The following is a 15,566-nucleotide window of genomic DNA, read 5'->3' as shown; positions in this document are numbered from 1 at the left end:
GCATGACCGACGCTGAGATCGAGATCACCGCGGGCCTGGTCCGCGACCTGCTGCGGGAGCAGCATCCGGACCTCGCGGGACTGGCCGTCCGCGAAGTGGCAGGCGGCTGGGGCAACCAACAGTGGCGCCTCGGGGACGAGTTGGCCGTACGCATGCCGCGTACGTCAGGCGCGCCGGACCTCCTGCGCAAGGAGTGCCGGTGGCTGCCCGCCCTGGCCCCGCGCCTGCCGCTGCCGGTCCCCCGCCCCGTACGGATCGGGGAGCCGTCCGCGCGCTTCCCGAAGCCCTGGGCCGTCATGACGTGGGTCCCCGGCGAGCCGCTGGACCGCACCTCGATCCGCCGCGGCGACCATGCGGCCGACGCGTTGGCGGGCTTCCTCAGGGCGCTCCATGTCCAGGCGCCCGCCGACGCGCCGAGCAGTTCGGACCGCGGCGAGCACCCCAAGAAGTGCACGGACGGCTTCGACCACTTCTTTCACGCCGTGCTACCCGGCGGCATCGCCGATGGCATCCCCAATGGCATCGCTGACGAGGTCCGAGCCGTCTGGGAGGACGCCGTGGCGGCGCCCGAGTGGGAAGGTCCGCCGGTATGGGTGCACGGGGACCTTCACCCCGCGAACGTCGTCGTCACCGGTGGGACGCTCTCCGGCGTGATCGACTTCGACGCCGTGTTCGCCGGCGACCCGGCCTGGGACCTCGCGGCCGCATGGGTCGTCCTGCCCGCGGGCGCCGCCTCACGCTTCTTCGACGTGTACGCGCGTGCCGACGAGGCGACGATCCGGCGCGCCCGCGGGCTGGCCGCTCTGAAAAGCCTGTTCCTGATGCTGATGGGGCAGAACGGGGACCGGGGGCTTCCTGGTGGCAAGCCGGCGTGGGGGCCGTTGGGGCGGGCGGCGCTCGATCGTGTCTTGGCGGGTGGGGCGGCGTAGACGCGAAGGCCGGCTCGTGCGGAGCGCTGCCTCCGGTCCGCCCCAACGGGCCGCGTTCCCCTACTTGGGTCGCCTGTCTGCCGGTGCCGCGCGGACGACCTTGACTATCCGAGTCCCCGCCGAGGGCCCGTTCGCCTTCGGTTTGCGGTCGTAGGCACGCACCAGGAGCAGGTCTCCCGTCGCCACACGATCGGTCAGCTTCCGGGGGAGGAAGGTGAGGAGTTCCTCTCCTGGGGCGGCGAAGGTGATGCCGACGCCCCTCCTGCGGCGGCTGGAAGCACCGAGCTTGCCGCCCTGCCGCAGGCCGTTGCGGGCACTGACGACGATGCCCCGCCGCAGGCCGACGTAGGGAGGTCCGGCCCAGTGCTCACCCAGTCTGATCACCGTGCCGCGGAGCTGCCGGGGGTACTGTTGGCGCCTGCGGAGCCGCGCACGCTGGTTCGCGAAGCGCTTCTTGAGGACCTTGCTCTGACGTGCGGTCATCGCTCTTCCTCCCGGTCGGTACGCGGGCCGAAGTGGCCACCGTCCGACCATGGCAACACCTGCCGTCCGGGTCCACCCCTCCGGCACGCCTCTGTTGCCCGGCTGTACCGGCAGCCGCCTGTGGAAGGGCTACGTCCGCAGCGCCGGGCGTCAGCCTTGGCATGACGGGTGTCACCTCAGCCGCCTCCGCCCGGAAGCCTGGTCGCGCGGGCGGACTGCCTCAGGGCCGAGGAGGCCGGGACCCTGGTTGCGCGGGGGACTGCCTCAGGGCCGAGGACGAAGGCCCCTACCGCCGACACCCCCGAAACGCCACGCGATGAGAGCCCAGCTCGCGGCGACGAGGACCAGGCCGACCCACGCCGTGCCGATCCCCTGGGCCACGATGACGTAGACGAGAACCAGAACGCACGGCACCGTGGCGATGGAGGTCCACCGCAGATACCGCCGGGCTCGGTCAGCGTCAGTGAAGCGTCCCTGTTCCATATGCCTTCCTCCGCTGGAGGGGTGGGATCGGAGGCGTGGGAGGAGTATCGCGTACGTACAACGAGGAGTGGGGAGCCCTGGTCGCTCAAGTGCCCCGGTCGCTCGGGAGCCCCGGTCGCTCGGGAGCCCCGGTCGCTCGGGAGCCCCGGTCGCTCGGGAGCCCTGCCGCTCACCGCTGATAGATTCCTTCGGATGAGCGAGCAACTCCCCAGCGGTGGCACCGAACTGTCGCCCGCCGAGCTGAATGCCCTCGACGCTCGGTGGTCATCCTGCTGGACCCCGTGGGAGGTCGCACAGCGCCTGGCCGGGGTGACCGTGCCGTGGTGTGTCGCCGCCGGCTGGGCGCTGGATCTGTTCCGCGGTACGCAGGCGCGCGAGCACGGGGACATCGAGATCGCGATCCCCGCCGCGGAGTTCCCCGAGATTCGCGGCCGCTTCCCCGGATACGTCTTCGACGCGGTCAGCAGCGGCCGGATCTGGGAGAACGCCACACCGGACGTGCTGGCCGCCACACACCAGACCTGGCTGCGCGAGCCGGCCACCGGTGACTACTTGCTCGATGTGTTCCGCGAACCCCACGACGGTACGACCTGGATCTGCCGACGCGACGAGGCGATCCGGCTTCCCTACAGTGAGATCGTCCACCACACCCCGGACGGCATCCCCTACCTGGCGCCCGAACTGGTTCTGCTGTTCAAGGCCAAGCACGCACGGCCCAAGGATCAGGAAGACTTCAACGCGACCCTCCCGCACATGACTTCAGCTCAGCGCACGGCACTGGCCGAGTTCCTCACCCGCGTCCACCCGGGGCACCGCTGGCTCAAGGATCTGTCATACACCTGACGGCTGGTCCGCGAGGACACCTCGTCTCTCGTGAACAGTCCTGGGCTCGGCAAGTGACCAAGCCGCTCACGTACGGTCGACCGCATGACAGCAGAAGCTTCGAGAGCCGCCATACCCCGCGTCCAGTTGGTCATCGGCATCATCCGCAGGGGCGACGAGATCCTCCTCGTGCGGGAGAGCCTCGGCGCCGACGGCGAGGTGCTCTGGTCGCTGCCCGGTGGCGGAGTCGAGGACGGCGAACTCCTGCACGAAGCGCTGCGGCGCGAAATGCGGGAGGAGACCGGGCTGCTGATCGGCGATCCGGCGCGGACAGCTTTCCTCGTACACGTCGACTCCGAGCGGCACCCCTCGGCACTGGCCGCGGCCTTCGAGGTCGAGCAGTGGTCAGGAGACCTCACGCCACAGGACGACGACATCGAACAAGCCGCCTTCTTCCCCCTGCCCGATGCCGTGAAGCTGCTCGGTGCACTGGACAGCGCAACACCGCGGGAGCCCATCGTCAGCTATCTGACCGGGGCCGCCGCGCCGGGCGCGACATGGCTCTACCGGAATCGGGGGAAGCAGGAGACTCTCGTCGCCCGCTGGTGACAGCACCCAGCACCCACCGCATGGAGTGCGCGCCCCTGAGAAACTGTCGGCATGACGGACAGGATCGTAGTCAGCGCCTACGACCCCCGCTGGCCCGAGTGGTTCGAGGATCTGCGGCGGCTGCTGGCTCCGCACGTCGCGGATCTGGCTGTGTCCATCGAGCACGTCGGCAGCACGGCCGTGCCCGGGTGTGCCGCCAAGCCGGTCATCGACCTCGACATCGTGGTGCCCGAGGAAGCGGCCATGCCTGAGCTGATCTCCCGCCTCACGGGGCAGGGCTACCAGCACGAAGGCGACCTGGGCATCCAGGGACGGGAGGCATTCCAGGCCCCGCCCGCGGCTTTCGCCCACCATCTGTACGGCGTGGTCGCGGGCGCGAAGCCCCACCTTGATCATGTGCTGCTCCGCGACCACCTGCGGCGGAGGCCCGCGGAAGTCCAGCGCTACAGCGCGCTGAAGACGGCCCTGGCCCAGCGGTTCACAGCCGACAGCGAGGGCAGGGCGGCCTACTCGGCGTCCAAGAGCGCTCTGGTGGAGGAACTCACAGCAAGGGCCTACGCGGCGCGAGCCCGGCCAAGGCTTGTCCCGGGGAGGCCGTGCTGATCGACGACACCCTCATCGCCGCGAGGCCCAGCCGCGCCGGTGAAGACCCGACCGGGCCCCGCTCAGTCGATGCCTTCGACGATGCGGAAGTCACGCTCGACGCCGCCGGAGAGGGCGGCCAGCGCCTCCTGGTAGGCCTCACTCTCGTACGTCGCGACGGCCTGCTCGAAGCTGTCGAACTCGACCAGGACGGTGCGCTCGGCGATTCCGGCCTCATGCGCCACGACCCGGCCGCCGACCGCGAGGGTCCGACCGCCCCCGGCCTTGACGGCCGGAGGGGTCAGCTCGTTGTAAGCAGCCAGCTTCTCAGGGTCTGAAATGGCGCGGTAGACGCTGACCCAGTAGCCCTTGGGCATGGAACCTCCGGTGTTGAGTTGGTGCGTCTGGCTTGCGGGGTGGTTTCGGACGAGCGCCGGCGGACGACAGCGTGAGCGGTCCGATGCACGGCGCCCCACCCCGCCTGCTTCGATTTTCGAATCACTATGATGCTTCGAGAGCCGAAGCGCAAGGAGTGACCATGGAAGCCAGAGCGCCGCGCCCGGGCGTGCCGGTGCGGGGGTCCGAGACGGGCCGTCCGGTGATGGCCGCTCTCGACCTGCTCGGACGGCGTTGGGCGATGCGGATCCTGTGGGAACTGAGGCAAGCTCCGGTCGGCTTCCGTGAATTGCAGCGCCGGTGCGAGCGCATGTCCTCCAGCGTGCTCAGTACCCGGATCGAGGAGCTGTCCGACGCCCGCCTGCTCGCCCTGGACGGCGACGGCTACCGCCTCACCCAGCTGGGCCAGGACCTTGTCGAGGCGCTGGACCCGCTGGCTGACTGGAGTCGGCGGTGGGCCGAGGAGATGGGGCCCGCGACGGCGGGAGGGCCGGAATGATCACCGCGCGATTGGCCTGATCACGGCAGCGGTGCCATCCTGCGGCTCGGCCGCCGGTGCAGGCTGCCGCCGGTGCAGGCTGCCGCCGATGCAAGCCGCCAGGGAGTTGACGCCGCACGCCGAGTTCGGCCATAGGCCTACCGCTGGGCCTTTGGTCAGGCGGCGAAGCCGATGTTGCTGACGTGCTCGTACTGCCCCCACTGCGAGCCCAGGTCCACCACGGCGTCGCTCACCCACGCCTCGTCCAGGGCCGCGTCGTCGTCGGCGCTCCAGGCGTCGACGATGCGGTCCCAGCGGCGGACGTTGAGGGTGCGGAATTCCACCACTCGCTGGCGCGGCCGGTCCACGTGGGACTGGTTGAGGGGGTGGAACTCCACGCGGGTCCCGCGGCCTTGTCGGTTGAGGCGGGCCAACAAGTAACGAGACACGTTACGGCGGCGTACCGCGCGGTAGGCGGTCTCGATCCGCTCGAGGTTCTTCCGCGACGGGCTGCGCTTGCCGTCCAGCCACGCCTTCAGCGTGCGGTCGGTGACGGACAGGCCGGCTTCGCGGGCCGCCTGGCGGGCGTGGTCGGTGCGGGTGAGGTAGTGCAGACGTGCCAACAGGCCGCGGCGGGCGGTGATGGGTGTGGCGATGAAACCGGCAAGCTGGTCGAGCTGGCGGGCGACGGCTTCATGGCCCTTGATGCCACGAGCACCGTATTTGCCGAACTCGTTATTCCTCTCCGGCATTTCCCGTCCTCCCGGATCTCAGCTGTGGCGGCCCCATCATATCTCAACTCTCTGGAGCGGATTAGGGATTCGGTGGTGGGTCGCGCTTTCAGGGTGTGGATTTGGCGTTCTCGGAGGGGGCCGTGGTCATATCCCGTCGAATACGGCGCGCGTTTCCTCTCGGGACAGTTCCTCACGCCCCCACGGCGCGGCGGTCGCTCCCCCGGGTTCCAGGCCGAAACTGCGTACGTGGTCGAATTCCTCGGCCGGTCCGGTCCGGCACAGGCGGTCGGCGCGGGGCGCAGGAGGGCCCGGGCCAAGCCCGGCCGTGGCCGCGGGAGTTGCCGCAGGTGGCTGGCGGGGCATCGGCGACGGGACAGGTCCGGGCAGGGCGAGCGCTCCCGGTGGCCTGTGCCCGGCTACTGCCGACGGCCGGGGAACAGCAGTTCCGCCAGCGTACGGAAGACGTCCTCCGGGTCGCGCTCCCCCACCGGCTCGCGCAGGTTCTCGGTCAGCAGCAGCGTGGCGAAGCCGTGGGCGAGTGACCATGCGGCGATCCCCGCGAGCCGGGCGTCCTGGCCGCGTTCGCTCTCGGGCACCTGGGCGATGCCCGCTCGCAGTTCGGTCCCGGCCCGGGTGCGGGCGGCGAGCAGGGCGGGGTCGTCGTCGCGCAGCAGGTCGGGGTGGAACATGACCTGGAAGTGCGCGGGGTGCTCGATGCCGAACCGGACGTAGCGGACCCCGCGTTCACGGAGGTCGGCGGCGTCGGCGAGGGCGTCCGCGAGGAGGTCGTAGCCGTCCGCGGCGATGGCGGTGAGCAGGCCGGTGCGGTCCTTGAAGTGGTGGGCGGGTGCCGCGTGGGAGACGCCGGCGCGCCGTGCCAGGTCGCGCAGGCTGAGGGCGCTGGGGCCTTCGGTGGCGATGACGTCGAGGGCCGCGGTCAGCAGGGCGTGGCGCAGGTCGCCGTGGTGGTAGGGGCCGCTCTGGGTGGTGGGCATGGTCAGTATGGTCACGCCGAATCTAGGCGTTGACAAGTTTGCGTACGGGCGAGCAATCTAGTCAGTGTCTAGTTCGGGTGAGTGGTGAGTGGAGAAGACGGGGAGAGCGCCATGCAGGATCAGAAGGGCTCCATCGAGCTTGGCCGTGTGCGTCAGCTGTGGCATCTGCTGGAGCCGCTGCACGCGGTGGTCCACTTCGCCCCGGAAGCGAGCGAGGAGGCGGACCGGCTCGGCATCGCCTCCGGCCGCTGGCCGCGGTACTTCGCCTGGCGGGCCGCACCGCTCGGCGCGGTCGGGCAGGAGCAGGTGACGTCCGCGTTCTACAGCTTCAGCCCCGGGATGGTCAGGGAGCACGTCCCTTCCGTATGGGACGCCGCGGCTCCCGAGGCCGTGCTTGCCGCCCGTCTCCGCGCCGTCGACCGCGCCTACCGTGCGCTCCTCGGCGACCGTGTCGGCAGCCCTGAGCTGGCCGAGGCCGCCGCCCTGGCCCGCCGGGCCGCCGAGGCCGCCGTGCACGCGGGCCGCCCGCTGGCCGCCGCGAACGCGGCGCGGCCCTGGCCCGAGGCCGCGCACCTGGTGCTCTGGCAGGCCGCGACGATCCTGCGCGAGCACCGCGGCGACGGTCACCTGGCGGCGCTGCTGGTCGCCGGGCTCGACCCGGTGGAGTCCCTGGTCTCGTTCGCGGCCGTCGGGGCCGCGCCCGAGGAGACCTTCGCGAGTCGCGGCTGGAGCGCGCGGGAGTGGGCCGCGGCGCGCGAACGACTCGTCGGGCGCGGCCTGGTGGAGCCGGACGGCACGGCGACCGAGGCGGGCCGCGCGCTGCGCGCCGAGGTCGAGCGCCACACGGACGAGCTGGCGGCGGGGCCCTGGCAGGCGCTGGGCGCGGCCGACACGGAGCGGCTCGCCGGACTCCTGGGGGACTGCTGGGTGGCGGTGATCGGGTCGGGGTTGTTGCCCGGTACGAACACGTTGGGGATCGGGAAGGTGTGAGCGAAGGCCGCGCGGCACGCTGCGGCTGCCAGGTTGTTCAGCGGCATCGGAGGGCTGCCCCGGCCCCGGCCCCGGTCAGAGCCATCAGAGCCAGACGTTGTCGCTGACCGAGCCGAGGCTCGTGCCCGAGAGGCGTCGGTGCAGAGCGATGGCCTGGTCCTCGGTCAGCGACGCGACGTGGTCGGCGGCAGCCCGCAGCGGGTCGCCGTGAAGGTCCAGCTCCTCGGCCCGGTCGGCGGGGAGCAGCTGCGGCGCGTCATGGGTCCAGCGCAGCAGCTCGGAGACGATGCGCCGCTTGCCGTGCTGCTGCGTGGCCAGGGCCGGGCGGTCGATGACGTAGCACCAGACCAGTTCCTTGAGCAGTTCGCAGGCCGCCCGGCGCTCGGCGGGCACGACGAGCCGGGCGCCGTAGCGGATCGCGGCGGTGCCGGTGACCTCCAGCTCGATGTCCCGGGTGAAGTGGTCGATCAGCTTGGCGGTACGGGCGTTCACGGCCACGTCGTCCTCGTGGCGGCCGGAGTAGGGCCCCGCGATCGACAGCGCCTTGGCGATGTCCGCCAGGAGGTACGCCGCCTCGTCCCGGTCGAAGTCGGCACCGGCGGCGCGGCGCTTGGCCGCCACGTAGTCCAAGAAGCGCCCCGTCTCACGCTCGGTGTCGCCCCCGGCGGCCCCCGCGGGCGGAAACAGCGCGGCCAGCGGGATCAGCCCCGTGCGGTAGAAGTCCTCCACGTCGTGGCAGGCGTAGGTGACGTCGTCGGCCCAGTCCATCACCTGCTCCTCGACCGGCACCGCGGCGTCGCCCCGGCCCGCCCGCACCCACGCGAACGCCTCCCGGTCGACCGCGTAGACGCCCCACTTGGCGTGCCGGGCCCGGTCGACGTCGCGCGGCGCGCGCTCCCAGGGGTACTTCGTGGCCGCGTCCAGGCAGGCGCGGGTCAGGTGCAGACCGCGGTGGCCGGGGTACTTGTGCGCGGCCAGGAAGGTGAGGATGTGCAGGGTCTGGGCGTTGCCCTCGAAGCTGTCGAGCACCCCGGCCGCGGAGTGCAACTCATCCATCGTCGCGCGCAGCGCGGTCTCACCCGCGTGTCCGAAGGGCGGGTGGCCGATGTCGTGGGCCATGCAGGCCGCCTCGACGAGGGCCGGATTCGGGCCGCCGTAACGCCGCTCCAGGCGCTCGGCCATGCGCCGGCCCAGCTGCGCCACCTTCATCGAGTGCGTCAACCGGGTGTGGTACGCCCCGAGTTCGGCGCTCGCGACGACCTGGCTCTTGCCCGCGAGCGCGCGCCACTGCGTCGAGTACAGGATCCGGTCCACGTCGTGCTCGAACCCCGATCGCTGCCCGTCGTCCGCGACCCTTCGGCGCAGGGAGTGCTGTTCCAGGTCCTCGTCGCTGTAATGGGCAGGTCGCATGGACGGGATGCTACTGGCTGCGCCGTCGGCGCCGCCGCGCAGGGGCGTGCCAAGGGCCGCTCGGACGCTGCGTAGGGTCGTGGTCATGGCCAAGGGAGTGGGGCGGCGGATCGAGGTGGATCTCGACAGCGGCGTCGAGGACGCGACGGTGCTCATCCTGGAGTGGCTCGGTGAACAGGGCGTCGATGCCATGATCCGGGTCGACGCGGAGCGCATGCGTGACGGGCGGCCGGCGTGGACCTTCGCCGCTTCTGGTGGGCCGCTGGACGGCGGGATGCGGGCCGATGGGGCCTCGGTCGCCGCATGCATGGGCAAGGCACTGCATCTCTTGCGGGAGGCCGGGCTGGCTGTTCCCTTCTGAGGCCTTGTTCAGCGCCTGGGGGGCGGAGGCCTCCGAACTCCGGTGACCCCAGCCGACTCCGGCGGGGCAGGCGTGAGCCGTCCGCGCCGGTCGACCGCCCCCTCAGCACGGCCAAGCCCCGCGGCCGCCCCGGTCACGCCTGCTCCAAGGCCCGTTCGATCGCCCGGCGGGCCCGGCCCGCGGCCGTCCGGTCGTCCTGGAGCTGCATGGCCGCGTTCAGCGCGAGCCCGGCGGCGATGATCTCGAACAGCGCCTGGTCGACGTCGAACCCGGCGGGCAGCTCGCCGTTGTCCACCGCCGCGGTCAGGTCCGCCCGCAGCCGTTCCCGCCAGCGCGACCACACCTCGGCCACCGCGTCGCGGACCCGGCCGGGGCGGCCGTCGTACTCACTCAGCGCCGCGGTCATCAGACAGCCGCCGGGCAGCAGGGGCGCTTCGAGGTAGCCCACGGAGTTGGCGCACACCGCGCGCAGCCGCCGCAGGCCCGGTGGTTCGGTGAGGGCGGGCTCGACCACCCGGTGCCAGAAGTCCACGAACGCCTTGTCCAGCGTGGAGATCTGGAGCGTCTCCTTGGTGCCGAAGATCTTGTGCACCCCGGACTTGCTCATCTCCAGCTCCTCGGCGAGCCGGCCGATGGTGATGCCGTCCAGGCCTTCCTCGGAGGCGATCTCGGCGGCGCGGTCGAGGATCCGGCCCCTGGTGGCCTGCGCTTCGGCCGCTGAGCGTCGTGGTGACATGCGCCAAGAATAGCGTACGAGCGTTCGCTATTGATTTAGCGAACGCTCGTACGCTAACTTCTGCGGCACCTGCCAGGGACCGGAGCGAAGGAGTACGCGATGCGAGTACGACGACTGGGCTGGGCCGGCCTGGAGATCGAGGCGGCCGGCGGCGAGCGCCTGGTGATCGACTACGTACAGGACCTCACACCGCTGTTCACGGGGTGGAAGCCGGGCGTGGGCCTCACAGAACCGAGCGGGGAGGCCATCGCGGCCCTGGTCACCCACCTCCACAGGGACCACACCGACGCGGCCGCGCTCGCGCAGGTGCTGACGCCGGGCGCGCCGGTGCTGCGCCCGGCACCCGGCCACGGCGACGACGTGGACAACGTGACGACGCTGGCGGCCGAGCGCGAGCTGGCCCTGCACGGGCTGGCCGTGGAGGTCGTGGACGCCTGGTCCACGCGTGAGGCCGGGCCGTTCCGCGTCACCGCGGTCCCTGCCGTCGACGGACTGGGCGACCCGCAGCTGAACTGGGTGGTGGAGGCCGAGGGGCAGCGGGTCTTCCACGGCGGCGACACGATGTTCCACGGCTACTGGTGGCTCGTCGCACGCCGGTTCAGCCCGTTCGACGCGGTGTTCCTGCCCGCCAACGGCGCCGTCGTCGACGCGCCGCACCTGCGGCCGCCGAGCCCGCTGCCCGCCGCGATGGACCCCGGGCAGTCCGCCGTGGCCGCGGAGATCCTCGACGCCCGGCACGCCGTGCCGATGCACTACGAGACGGAGCAGCCGGACAAGATCCCGGGCTACGTCGAGGTCTCCGACCCGGAGAAGGAGTTCCGCGCACACGCCGGGGGGCGCGCACGCGTGCTGGCCGTCGGGGAATGGCTGGACCTGGCCACCTGAGCGCGGGTCCCACCGTAAGGCTGAAGCTATGACTCGCCGGTGATCCTGGCCGAGCCGATCGAGGACGCGAGGATCTCCCTGGCGGCGGTCTGGGTCGAGGAGTTGGCGTTCAGGTTGGTCAGCGAGGCCTTGTCGAGGGCGTGGACGACGAACTCGTAGGTGTTCACCGTCGAGGGCGAGCACGGCCCTTGATAGCCGTAGAGGCTCGCGCTGCCGCGGTAGTAGACCTGCCTGGCTCCCGCCGGGGTCGAGGGCCGGTACTTGTGCTCGACGTTCTGGGGCAGCGAGGCCGTGCTCGCCGGGATGTCGTAGATGACCCAGTGGATGAGGTTGGCGTTGTCGAGGTCGCGCATGACGAGCGCGTAGCTCTTGGCGGCGGCCGGAGCCCCCGACCAGGCCAGGGGAGGCGACTCGTTCCTCTTGGCGGGGTCGCTTCCGCCGCCGCTGGTGCACTCGTGGACCTTGGGGATGACACCGCCGTCGGCGAACGCGGTACTGGACAGGGCGAACGCGCTCCGGGCCGCCGTCGGCCCCGGCGAGGCCGACGAGGCGGTGGCCGGCGAGAGGCCGGCGGCCCCGGTGACGAGCAGGGCGAATAACGCGATCCTTGCACTTCTCACTGGAGGCTCCCAAGGATGCTGGGGGTCGCTTAGGTGTCCGTGGCGCGAGAGTGATGGTCGTGCGGTGGAACCAGCGTAGGAAGCCCAGGTTTTGACGTCATGTCACTCAAGGCCCTGATCGATGTACTTTTCTCGCCTGTGGTGGCTGCGCCGCCTGGGCCGGGACCGCCATGCTGAACCCGCGAGTCCTCTCGGGAGCTTCAACAGGTCTCGCGGAAGGAGAGGTTCGGCAGATACGTCTGCCACTGCGTGCGCGTGAGCCCGCCCCCGGCCCGGTGGCAGGCCGCAGCCGCGGCGCGTGCGGGGGCGAGCGGCACCTCCCGTACCGGGGTGTGCGCGGTCGCGATCCGCAGTACGTCTCCGGCGAAGCCGAACGCGAGGACGGGGCCGTCGGCGGCGGGGTACTCCGCGCCGGTGAGGCGGGGGGTGCCGGTCTCCCAGACGCGGACGCCGCCGTCCTCGCGGCCCATGGCGATCAGGCGGCTGTCCGGGGAGAAGACGAGCGGCATGGGGTCGCCCAGGGCCGGTTCGGACGACTTCGCGGCGAGCGCGCCGAGGAGGCGGGTGCCGCGCGCGTTCCACAGCGTGAGCCTGGCGCGGGCGTCGACCACGGCGAGGTAGCGGCCGTCCGGGCTGAAGACCGCGTCCTCCAGCGCCCCCTCCCCGCGCAGGACCCGCGTCGAGCGCCCCGTCGTGACGTCGGTCAGCTTGCCGTTCGAGGCGAGGACGAGGCGTCCGTCCGGGGAGATCCTGCTCCAGCGGCCGCCCGTGTACCGGCTCAGCGCGCGGGAGGGGGTGCCAGGGCCGACCTTCCAGACGTCGAGTCGCCACGCGTCGTTGTCCCGGTTCTCGGCGTACGAGCCGGAGGTGACGGCGGGGGCGCTGTCACCGGGCACGGTGAGGCTGTCCACACTGGAGGGGACGGACCCCACCGCCGGCTGACGGTGTGCGCCCGCGCTCCACCGGTGCATCCGCGTCCCGAGAAGGTTCCCTCGGGCGTCCTCGACGAAGGTGGCGGATACAAAGGTCTTCCCGCTCGGAGAGAACCGGAGAAGCGGAGCGGGACAGTCCATACACGCCCTCCCTCCCCTCGGCAGCCGTGCTCGTACGCGTCCGCTGCGGGCGTCACGCAGCTCGACGCCCTGGCCCGCGCGGTCGCGCCGTGCGACGGCCAGGGTGCGGGCGTCCGGGCTGAACTCCGCTCGTGTGAAGGGCCACTCGCCGCCTGAGCCGCCGCCGGGGCCGGAGCCGGGACCGGGGCCAGAACGGGGGCCAGGGCCCGTGAGCACGTCCCGCACGTCGATCGCACGCACCACCGCGCCACTGGTCTGGTACCTGATCACCCCGTCCGCCCGGTCGAGGCGGGCCACGCCGTACACGTTCTCAGCGGGGGCGTACCGCATCAATGGCGCGCCGGGGCTCGCCGTACGCCACAGCGCCAGTTCGCCGGGGCCGCTGGTGACCGCGAGTCCGCCGTCCTCGTCGTAGTCCACGTACTGATCGTCGCCGCCGGGCACGTCCAGACGCGGACGCTCCCTCGCGGAATCCACCTCCCAGGTACGCACTCCGCCCTTGGCGGCGAAGGAGAGCGCGCGACCGTCCGGGGTGAACGTCCAGCTCGGTGCCGCGCAGGCCAGCCGCTGCACGTCGCCCGGCCACGCCAGGCGCCGGGCCCGGCCCTCACCGATCGGGTGGAGGGTCAGGTGCCTCCCGTCCCTGCCGCAGGCGAGGAGACGTCGGCCGTCGGGGCTGAGCAGGGGGAACAGGTTGCCCCTCATGATGATGTCCCCGGCGACGCGTGCGAGCAGCTTGTGGCGCCGTACGTCCCACACCTGGACGACCGTACGGCCGCGTTCCGGGCCCCGGGCGACGAACAGCCGCCCGTCCGCCGCGAATGCGCCCTCCGCGTCCGCCGGGCGAGGTGGCCTGAAGGGCGAGGTGAGGGTGCGGTGCGCCCGCACGTCCCGCACGACGAAGCCCCGAGCAGTACGAACGGCGACGAGACGCCCGTCCGGGCTCATGGCCGCGTAACGCCGGAAGACGCCCGGGTACGCGTCCGTGCCGAGCCGCCGGCCGCCGCGCGCGTCCCACCAGGTCACCTCGTCGCGGTCGACGACGGTCAGAACGCGGCCGTCCTCGCTCAGCACGGAGGGCGTGTTCGGGGCGTTCCCCGCCTCGAACCCCGCCACCGTCGCGACCTCCCGCTGCGCCCCCGCTGTCCGTACCGCCTCGCGCGTCTCCGGCAGGTCGGCGATCTTCCAGGCCGCCACACCGAGGCGCATCGCGGTGCGCGGATCGGACACGCGCAGCGTCTGCGCGATGCTCGCGACGCGCCGGGCCTGGGCCTCGGCGGTACGGCGGTCACTGACGCGGCTCTGCTGCCAGGCGAGGGCGCCCGCCACCGTCGCCAGGCACACCAGGACCGCGAGCGCCGTCAGGAGCGCACGGCTGCGGCGCGCGGCGCGCACCTTGGCGCGCACGCCGTGGTCGTGAGCGGCGACGGCCGCCGCGAGGAACTCGCCCTCCAGAGGGGTGAGTTCCGCGCCGTCGGCGAAGGCCTCACGGGCCGCCGACAGGCGCGTGCCCCGGTACAGCGCGCCGGGGTCACGGTCCAGGTCGCGCCAGGTCAGCGCCGCCTCGGTCAAGGCGCGGTGCAGCCGAAGGCGCTCCCGGCCCGCCTCGACCCAGCCGCGCAGCCGGGGCCACGCACTGATCAGCGCTTCGTGGGCGAGGTCGACGCGCGTACCGTCGACGGTCAGGAGCCGCGAGGCGACGAGGCGCTCCAGCACGGCACCGCAGTCGGCGCCGAGTTCGGAGCGCTCGACGGTGCGCCGGGTGTCCTGCGTGCCGTCGCCCGGCGCGACCATACGCAGCAGCAGCGCCCGCGCGCGGGCCGCCTCCGCCTGCGTGAAGCGCCCGAACGTCTCCTCGGCGGTGTGCGCGACGGCGCCCTGCACCCCGCCGATCGCCTCGTACGCCGCCAGCGTGAGCGTCTTGCCGCTGCGCCGCCGCCAGACCTCGCGCAACGCGTGCGCCATGAGCGGCAGGCCGCCCGGCTCGTCCCCGGTGTCGGCCACGATCCGCGCGGTCAGCGCCCTTTCGACGACGAGCCGTTCGGCCGCGGCGGGACGTACGATCGCCTCGCGCAGCCGGTGGGGCGGCAGCGGACCGACGAGCAGCGTCGCGTCCCGCAGGGCCTCGGCGAGCGGCCCGTGCTCGGCGAGACGCCCGTAGAAATCGGCGCGTACGGCGATGACGACACGCAGACGGCTGCCCTGGTCCCGGGCGGCGAGCACCCGCCCGATGAACCGCTCCCGCTCGTCCGTGTCGTGGCAGAGCGAGAAGACCTCCTCGAACTGGTCGACGACGAGGAGGGTGTCACCGGCCGCTTCGCCCCTCTCGTCGCCGCCCTCGTCGCTCGGCTGGAACCGGGTGCCGTGGGTGCGAGCGGGCCGCGGGCCCGGCGTGAGGACGCGGACCGTGGCGAGACGGGGGCCTCCTCCCCGGGGAGCGTCGCAGGGGGTGCCGTCGCCGCCCCCTCCCCGTAACGCCGGGATCAAACCCGCCCGCAGCAGCGACGACTTGCCGCTGCCGGACGCGCCGACGACCGCCGTGAGACGGCGGCGCCCGGTCAGGGCGAGCAGCTCGGCGACGAGGTCGTCACGGCCGTGGAAGCGGTCGCGGTCGTCGGGGCCGAAGCGGGCGAGGCCGGGGTACGGCGACTCGCCCTCGTCGGGAGCGGGTTCGGCGGCGAGGGTCTCGTGCCACCGCGCCTCCCACGCCGCGCGGTCGCCGCCGCACGCCTCCACGTACGCGAGCAGCACCGGCAGCGAGGGCAGCCGGTCACCCGAGGCCGCGGCGGACAGGGTGGGCGCCGAGTACGCGGTGCGCCCGGCGAGCGTCCGATAGGTGGGACCGCCCGCTTCGGCGCGCAGCTTGCGGAGGTCGTACGCGAAACGCTGCACGGGCCCCGCCGTGGGCTCCAGTGGCTTCTCCCGCCGCCCCATCGCTCCCCCTCCACCGCGCCCCGCCTCCGCAGGGCGGCCGATGCGC

16 protein-coding genes are annotated in these 15,566 nt (G+C 72.4%); 8 read left to right on the top strand and 8 right to left on the bottom strand.

Annotated elements, in window-relative coordinates; genetic code table 11:
• The first annotated feature begins 2 nt into the window (after nucleotides 1–2).
• Nucleotides 3–929 carry an aminoglycoside phosphotransferase family protein gene (locus tag AC07GB_RS32630; RefSeq protein ID WP_478851822.1) on the top strand — a complete coding sequence of 309 codons (927 nt, stop codon included), beginning with the start codon at nucleotides 3–5 and terminating at the stop codon, nucleotides 927–929.
• Nucleotides 930–989: 60 nt separating this feature from the next.
• Here the strand turns inward: AC07GB_RS32630 and AC07GB_RS32625 are convergent, their stop codons facing one another.
• Nucleotides 990–1,412, bottom strand: a complete 423-nt coding sequence (locus AC07GB_RS32625) for a hypothetical protein (RefSeq protein ID WP_478851820.1) — start codon at nucleotides 1,410–1,412, stop codon at nucleotides 990–992.
• 675 nt (nucleotides 1,413–2,087) lie between these two features.
• Between AC07GB_RS32625 and AC07GB_RS32620 the strand changes: the two genes are divergently transcribed.
• The 3 genes from AC07GB_RS32620 (at nucleotide 2,088) to AC07GB_RS32610 (ending at nucleotide 3,929) form a co-directional block, all read left to right on the top strand.
• Nucleotides 2,088–2,738, top strand: coding sequence for a nucleotidyltransferase domain-containing protein (locus tag AC07GB_RS32620; RefSeq protein ID WP_478851818.1), 651 nt, complete (start codon nucleotides 2,088–2,090; stop codon nucleotides 2,736–2,738).
• Nucleotides 2,739–2,822: 84 nt separating this feature from the next.
• Complete coding sequence (locus tag AC07GB_RS32615; protein ID WP_478851816.1) at nucleotides 2,823–3,326, top strand: NUDIX hydrolase; 504 nt, start codon at nucleotides 2,823–2,825, stop codon at nucleotides 3,324–3,326.
• Nucleotides 3,327–3,377: 51 nt separating this feature from the next.
• Entirely contained in the window at nucleotides 3,378–3,929 is a 552-nt protein-coding gene (locus tag AC07GB_RS32610; protein WP_478851814.1) for a GrpB family protein, read from the top strand.
• Nucleotides 3,930–3,991: 62 nt separating this feature from the next.
• On the opposite strand, the gene AC07GB_RS32605 is transcribed toward AC07GB_RS32610, so the two are convergent.
• Nucleotides 3,992–4,285, bottom strand: coding sequence for a DUF1330 domain-containing protein (locus AC07GB_RS32605; RefSeq protein ID WP_478851812.1), 294 nt, complete (start codon nucleotides 4,283–4,285; stop codon nucleotides 3,992–3,994).
• 161 nt (nucleotides 4,286–4,446) lie between these two features.
• On the opposite strand from AC07GB_RS32605, the gene AC07GB_RS32600 reads away from it, so the two are divergent.
• Nucleotides 4,447–4,803 carry a winged helix-turn-helix transcriptional regulator gene (locus tag AC07GB_RS32600; protein ID WP_478851810.1) on the top strand — a complete coding sequence of 119 codons (357 nt, stop codon included), beginning with the start codon at nucleotides 4,447–4,449 and terminating at the stop codon, nucleotides 4,801–4,803.
• Between the two features lie 155 nt (nucleotides 4,804–4,958).
• Here AC07GB_RS32600 and AC07GB_RS32595 read toward each other — a convergent pair whose 3' ends face one another.
• Both AC07GB_RS32595 and AC07GB_RS32590 read right to left on the bottom strand, forming a co-directional pair.
• Nucleotides 4,959–5,534 (bottom strand): transcriptional regulator, encoded by a 576-nt coding sequence (locus AC07GB_RS32595; RefSeq protein ID WP_478851808.1) that lies wholly within the window; start codon nucleotides 5,532–5,534, stop codon nucleotides 4,959–4,961.
• Between the two features lie 398 nt (nucleotides 5,535–5,932).
• Nucleotides 5,933–6,511 (bottom strand): TetR/AcrR family transcriptional regulator, encoded by a 579-nt coding sequence (locus AC07GB_RS32590; protein ID WP_478851806.1) that lies wholly within the window; start codon nucleotides 6,509–6,511, stop codon nucleotides 5,933–5,935.
• Between the two features lie 111 nt (nucleotides 6,512–6,622).
• Here AC07GB_RS32590 and AC07GB_RS32585 point away from each other — a divergent pair, with 111 nt between their 5' ends.
• Entirely contained in the window at nucleotides 6,623–7,501 is an 879-nt protein-coding gene (locus tag AC07GB_RS32585; RefSeq protein ID WP_478851804.1) for an SCO6745 family protein, read from the top strand.
• 84 nt (nucleotides 7,502–7,585) lie between these two features.
• Here AC07GB_RS32585 and AC07GB_RS32580 read toward each other — a convergent pair whose 3' ends face one another.
• Nucleotides 7,586–8,911: a deoxyguanosinetriphosphate triphosphohydrolase family protein gene (locus AC07GB_RS32580; protein ID WP_478851802.1), complete on the bottom strand. Its 1,326-nt coding sequence runs from the start codon at nucleotides 8,909–8,911 to the stop codon at nucleotides 7,586–7,588.
• Nucleotides 8,912–8,996: 85 nt separating this feature from the next.
• Here AC07GB_RS32580 and AC07GB_RS32575 point away from each other — a divergent pair, with 85 nt between their 5' ends.
• A complete protein-coding gene (locus AC07GB_RS32575; RefSeq protein WP_478851800.1) occupies nucleotides 8,997–9,272 on the top strand; it encodes a hypothetical protein in 276 nt (91 codons plus the stop codon).
• A gap of 133 nt (nucleotides 9,273–9,405) precedes the next feature.
• Here AC07GB_RS32575 and AC07GB_RS32570 read toward each other — a convergent pair whose 3' ends face one another.
• The gene (locus AC07GB_RS32570; protein ID WP_478851798.1) at nucleotides 9,406–10,008 is read right to left on the bottom strand and encodes a TetR/AcrR family transcriptional regulator; all 603 of its coding nucleotides are present in this window, start codon (nucleotides 10,006–10,008) and stop codon (nucleotides 9,406–9,408) included.
• 99 nt (nucleotides 10,009–10,107) lie between these two features.
• On the opposite strand from AC07GB_RS32570, the gene AC07GB_RS32565 reads away from it, so the two are divergent.
• Nucleotides 10,108–10,893, top strand: a complete 786-nt coding sequence (locus AC07GB_RS32565) for an MBL fold metallo-hydrolase (RefSeq protein WP_478851796.1) — start codon at nucleotides 10,108–10,110, stop codon at nucleotides 10,891–10,893.
• Nucleotides 10,894–10,919: 26 nt separating this feature from the next.
• On the opposite strand, the gene AC07GB_RS32560 is transcribed toward AC07GB_RS32565, so the two are convergent.
• Together AC07GB_RS32560 and AC07GB_RS32555 are read right to left on the bottom strand one after the other, a co-directional pair.
• Nucleotides 10,920–11,513: a YbhB/YbcL family Raf kinase inhibitor-like protein gene (locus tag AC07GB_RS32560; RefSeq protein WP_478851794.1), complete on the bottom strand. Its 594-nt coding sequence runs from the start codon at nucleotides 11,511–11,513 to the stop codon at nucleotides 10,920–10,922.
• A 200-nt stretch (nucleotides 11,514–11,713) separates the two neighbouring features.
• Complete coding sequence (locus tag AC07GB_RS32555) at nucleotides 11,714–15,520, bottom strand: nSTAND1 domain-containing NTPase (protein WP_478851792.1); 3,807 nt, start codon at nucleotides 15,518–15,520, stop codon at nucleotides 11,714–11,716.
• Nucleotides 15,521–15,566: the final 46 nt, after the last annotated feature.

This window comes from Streptomyces sp. NPDC045778 (genome assembly GCF_056431945.1).
The sequence above is the reverse complement of the archived record's forward strand: the minus strand, read 5'-3'. Positions and strand labels throughout refer to the sequence as shown.

Bases quoted from the DNA above. Each gene is read 5' to 3' on its own strand.
- AC07GB_RS32630 (WP_478851822.1), top strand. From the start codon at position 3: ATGACCGACGCTGAGATCGAGATCACCGCGGGCCTGGTCCGCGACCTG.
- AC07GB_RS32625 (WP_478851820.1), bottom strand. From the start codon at position 1,412: ATGACCGCACGTCAGAGCAAGGTCCTCAAGAAGCGCTTCGCGAACCAG.
- AC07GB_RS32620 (WP_478851818.1), top strand. From the start codon at position 2,088: ATGAGCGAGCAACTCCCCAGCGGTGGCACCGAACTGTCGCCCGCCGAG.
- AC07GB_RS32615 (WP_478851816.1), top strand. From the start codon at position 2,823: ATGACAGCAGAAGCTTCGAGAGCCGCCATACCCCGCGTCCAGTTGGTC.
- AC07GB_RS32610 (WP_478851814.1), top strand. From the start codon at position 3,378: ATGACGGACAGGATCGTAGTCAGCGCCTACGACCCCCGCTGGCCCGAG.
- AC07GB_RS32605 (WP_478851812.1), bottom strand. From the start codon at position 4,285: ATGCCCAAGGGCTACTGGGTCAGCGTCTACCGCGCCATTTCAGACCCT.
- AC07GB_RS32600 (WP_478851810.1), top strand. From the start codon at position 4,447: ATGGAAGCCAGAGCGCCGCGCCCGGGCGTGCCGGTGCGGGGGTCCGAG.
- AC07GB_RS32595 (WP_478851808.1), bottom strand. From the start codon at position 5,534: ATGCCGGAGAGGAATAACGAGTTCGGCAAATACGGTGCTCGTGGCATC.
- AC07GB_RS32590 (WP_478851806.1), bottom strand. From the start codon at position 6,511: ATGCCCACCACCCAGAGCGGCCCCTACCACCACGGCGACCTGCGCCAC.
- AC07GB_RS32585 (WP_478851804.1), top strand. From the start codon at position 6,623: ATGCAGGATCAGAAGGGCTCCATCGAGCTTGGCCGTGTGCGTCAGCTG.
- AC07GB_RS32580 (WP_478851802.1), bottom strand. From the start codon at position 8,911: ATGCGACCTGCCCATTACAGCGACGAGGACCTGGAACAGCACTCCCTG.
- AC07GB_RS32575 (WP_478851800.1), top strand. From the start codon at position 8,997: ATGGCCAAGGGAGTGGGGCGGCGGATCGAGGTGGATCTCGACAGCGGC.
- AC07GB_RS32570 (WP_478851798.1), bottom strand. From the start codon at position 10,008: ATGTCACCACGACGCTCAGCGGCCGAAGCGCAGGCCACCAGGGGCCGG.
- AC07GB_RS32565 (WP_478851796.1), top strand. From the start codon at position 10,108: ATGCGAGTACGACGACTGGGCTGGGCCGGCCTGGAGATCGAGGCGGCC.
- AC07GB_RS32555 (WP_478851792.1), bottom strand. From the start codon at position 15,520: ATGGGGCGGCGGGAGAAGCCACTGGAGCCCACGGCGGGGCCCGTGCAG.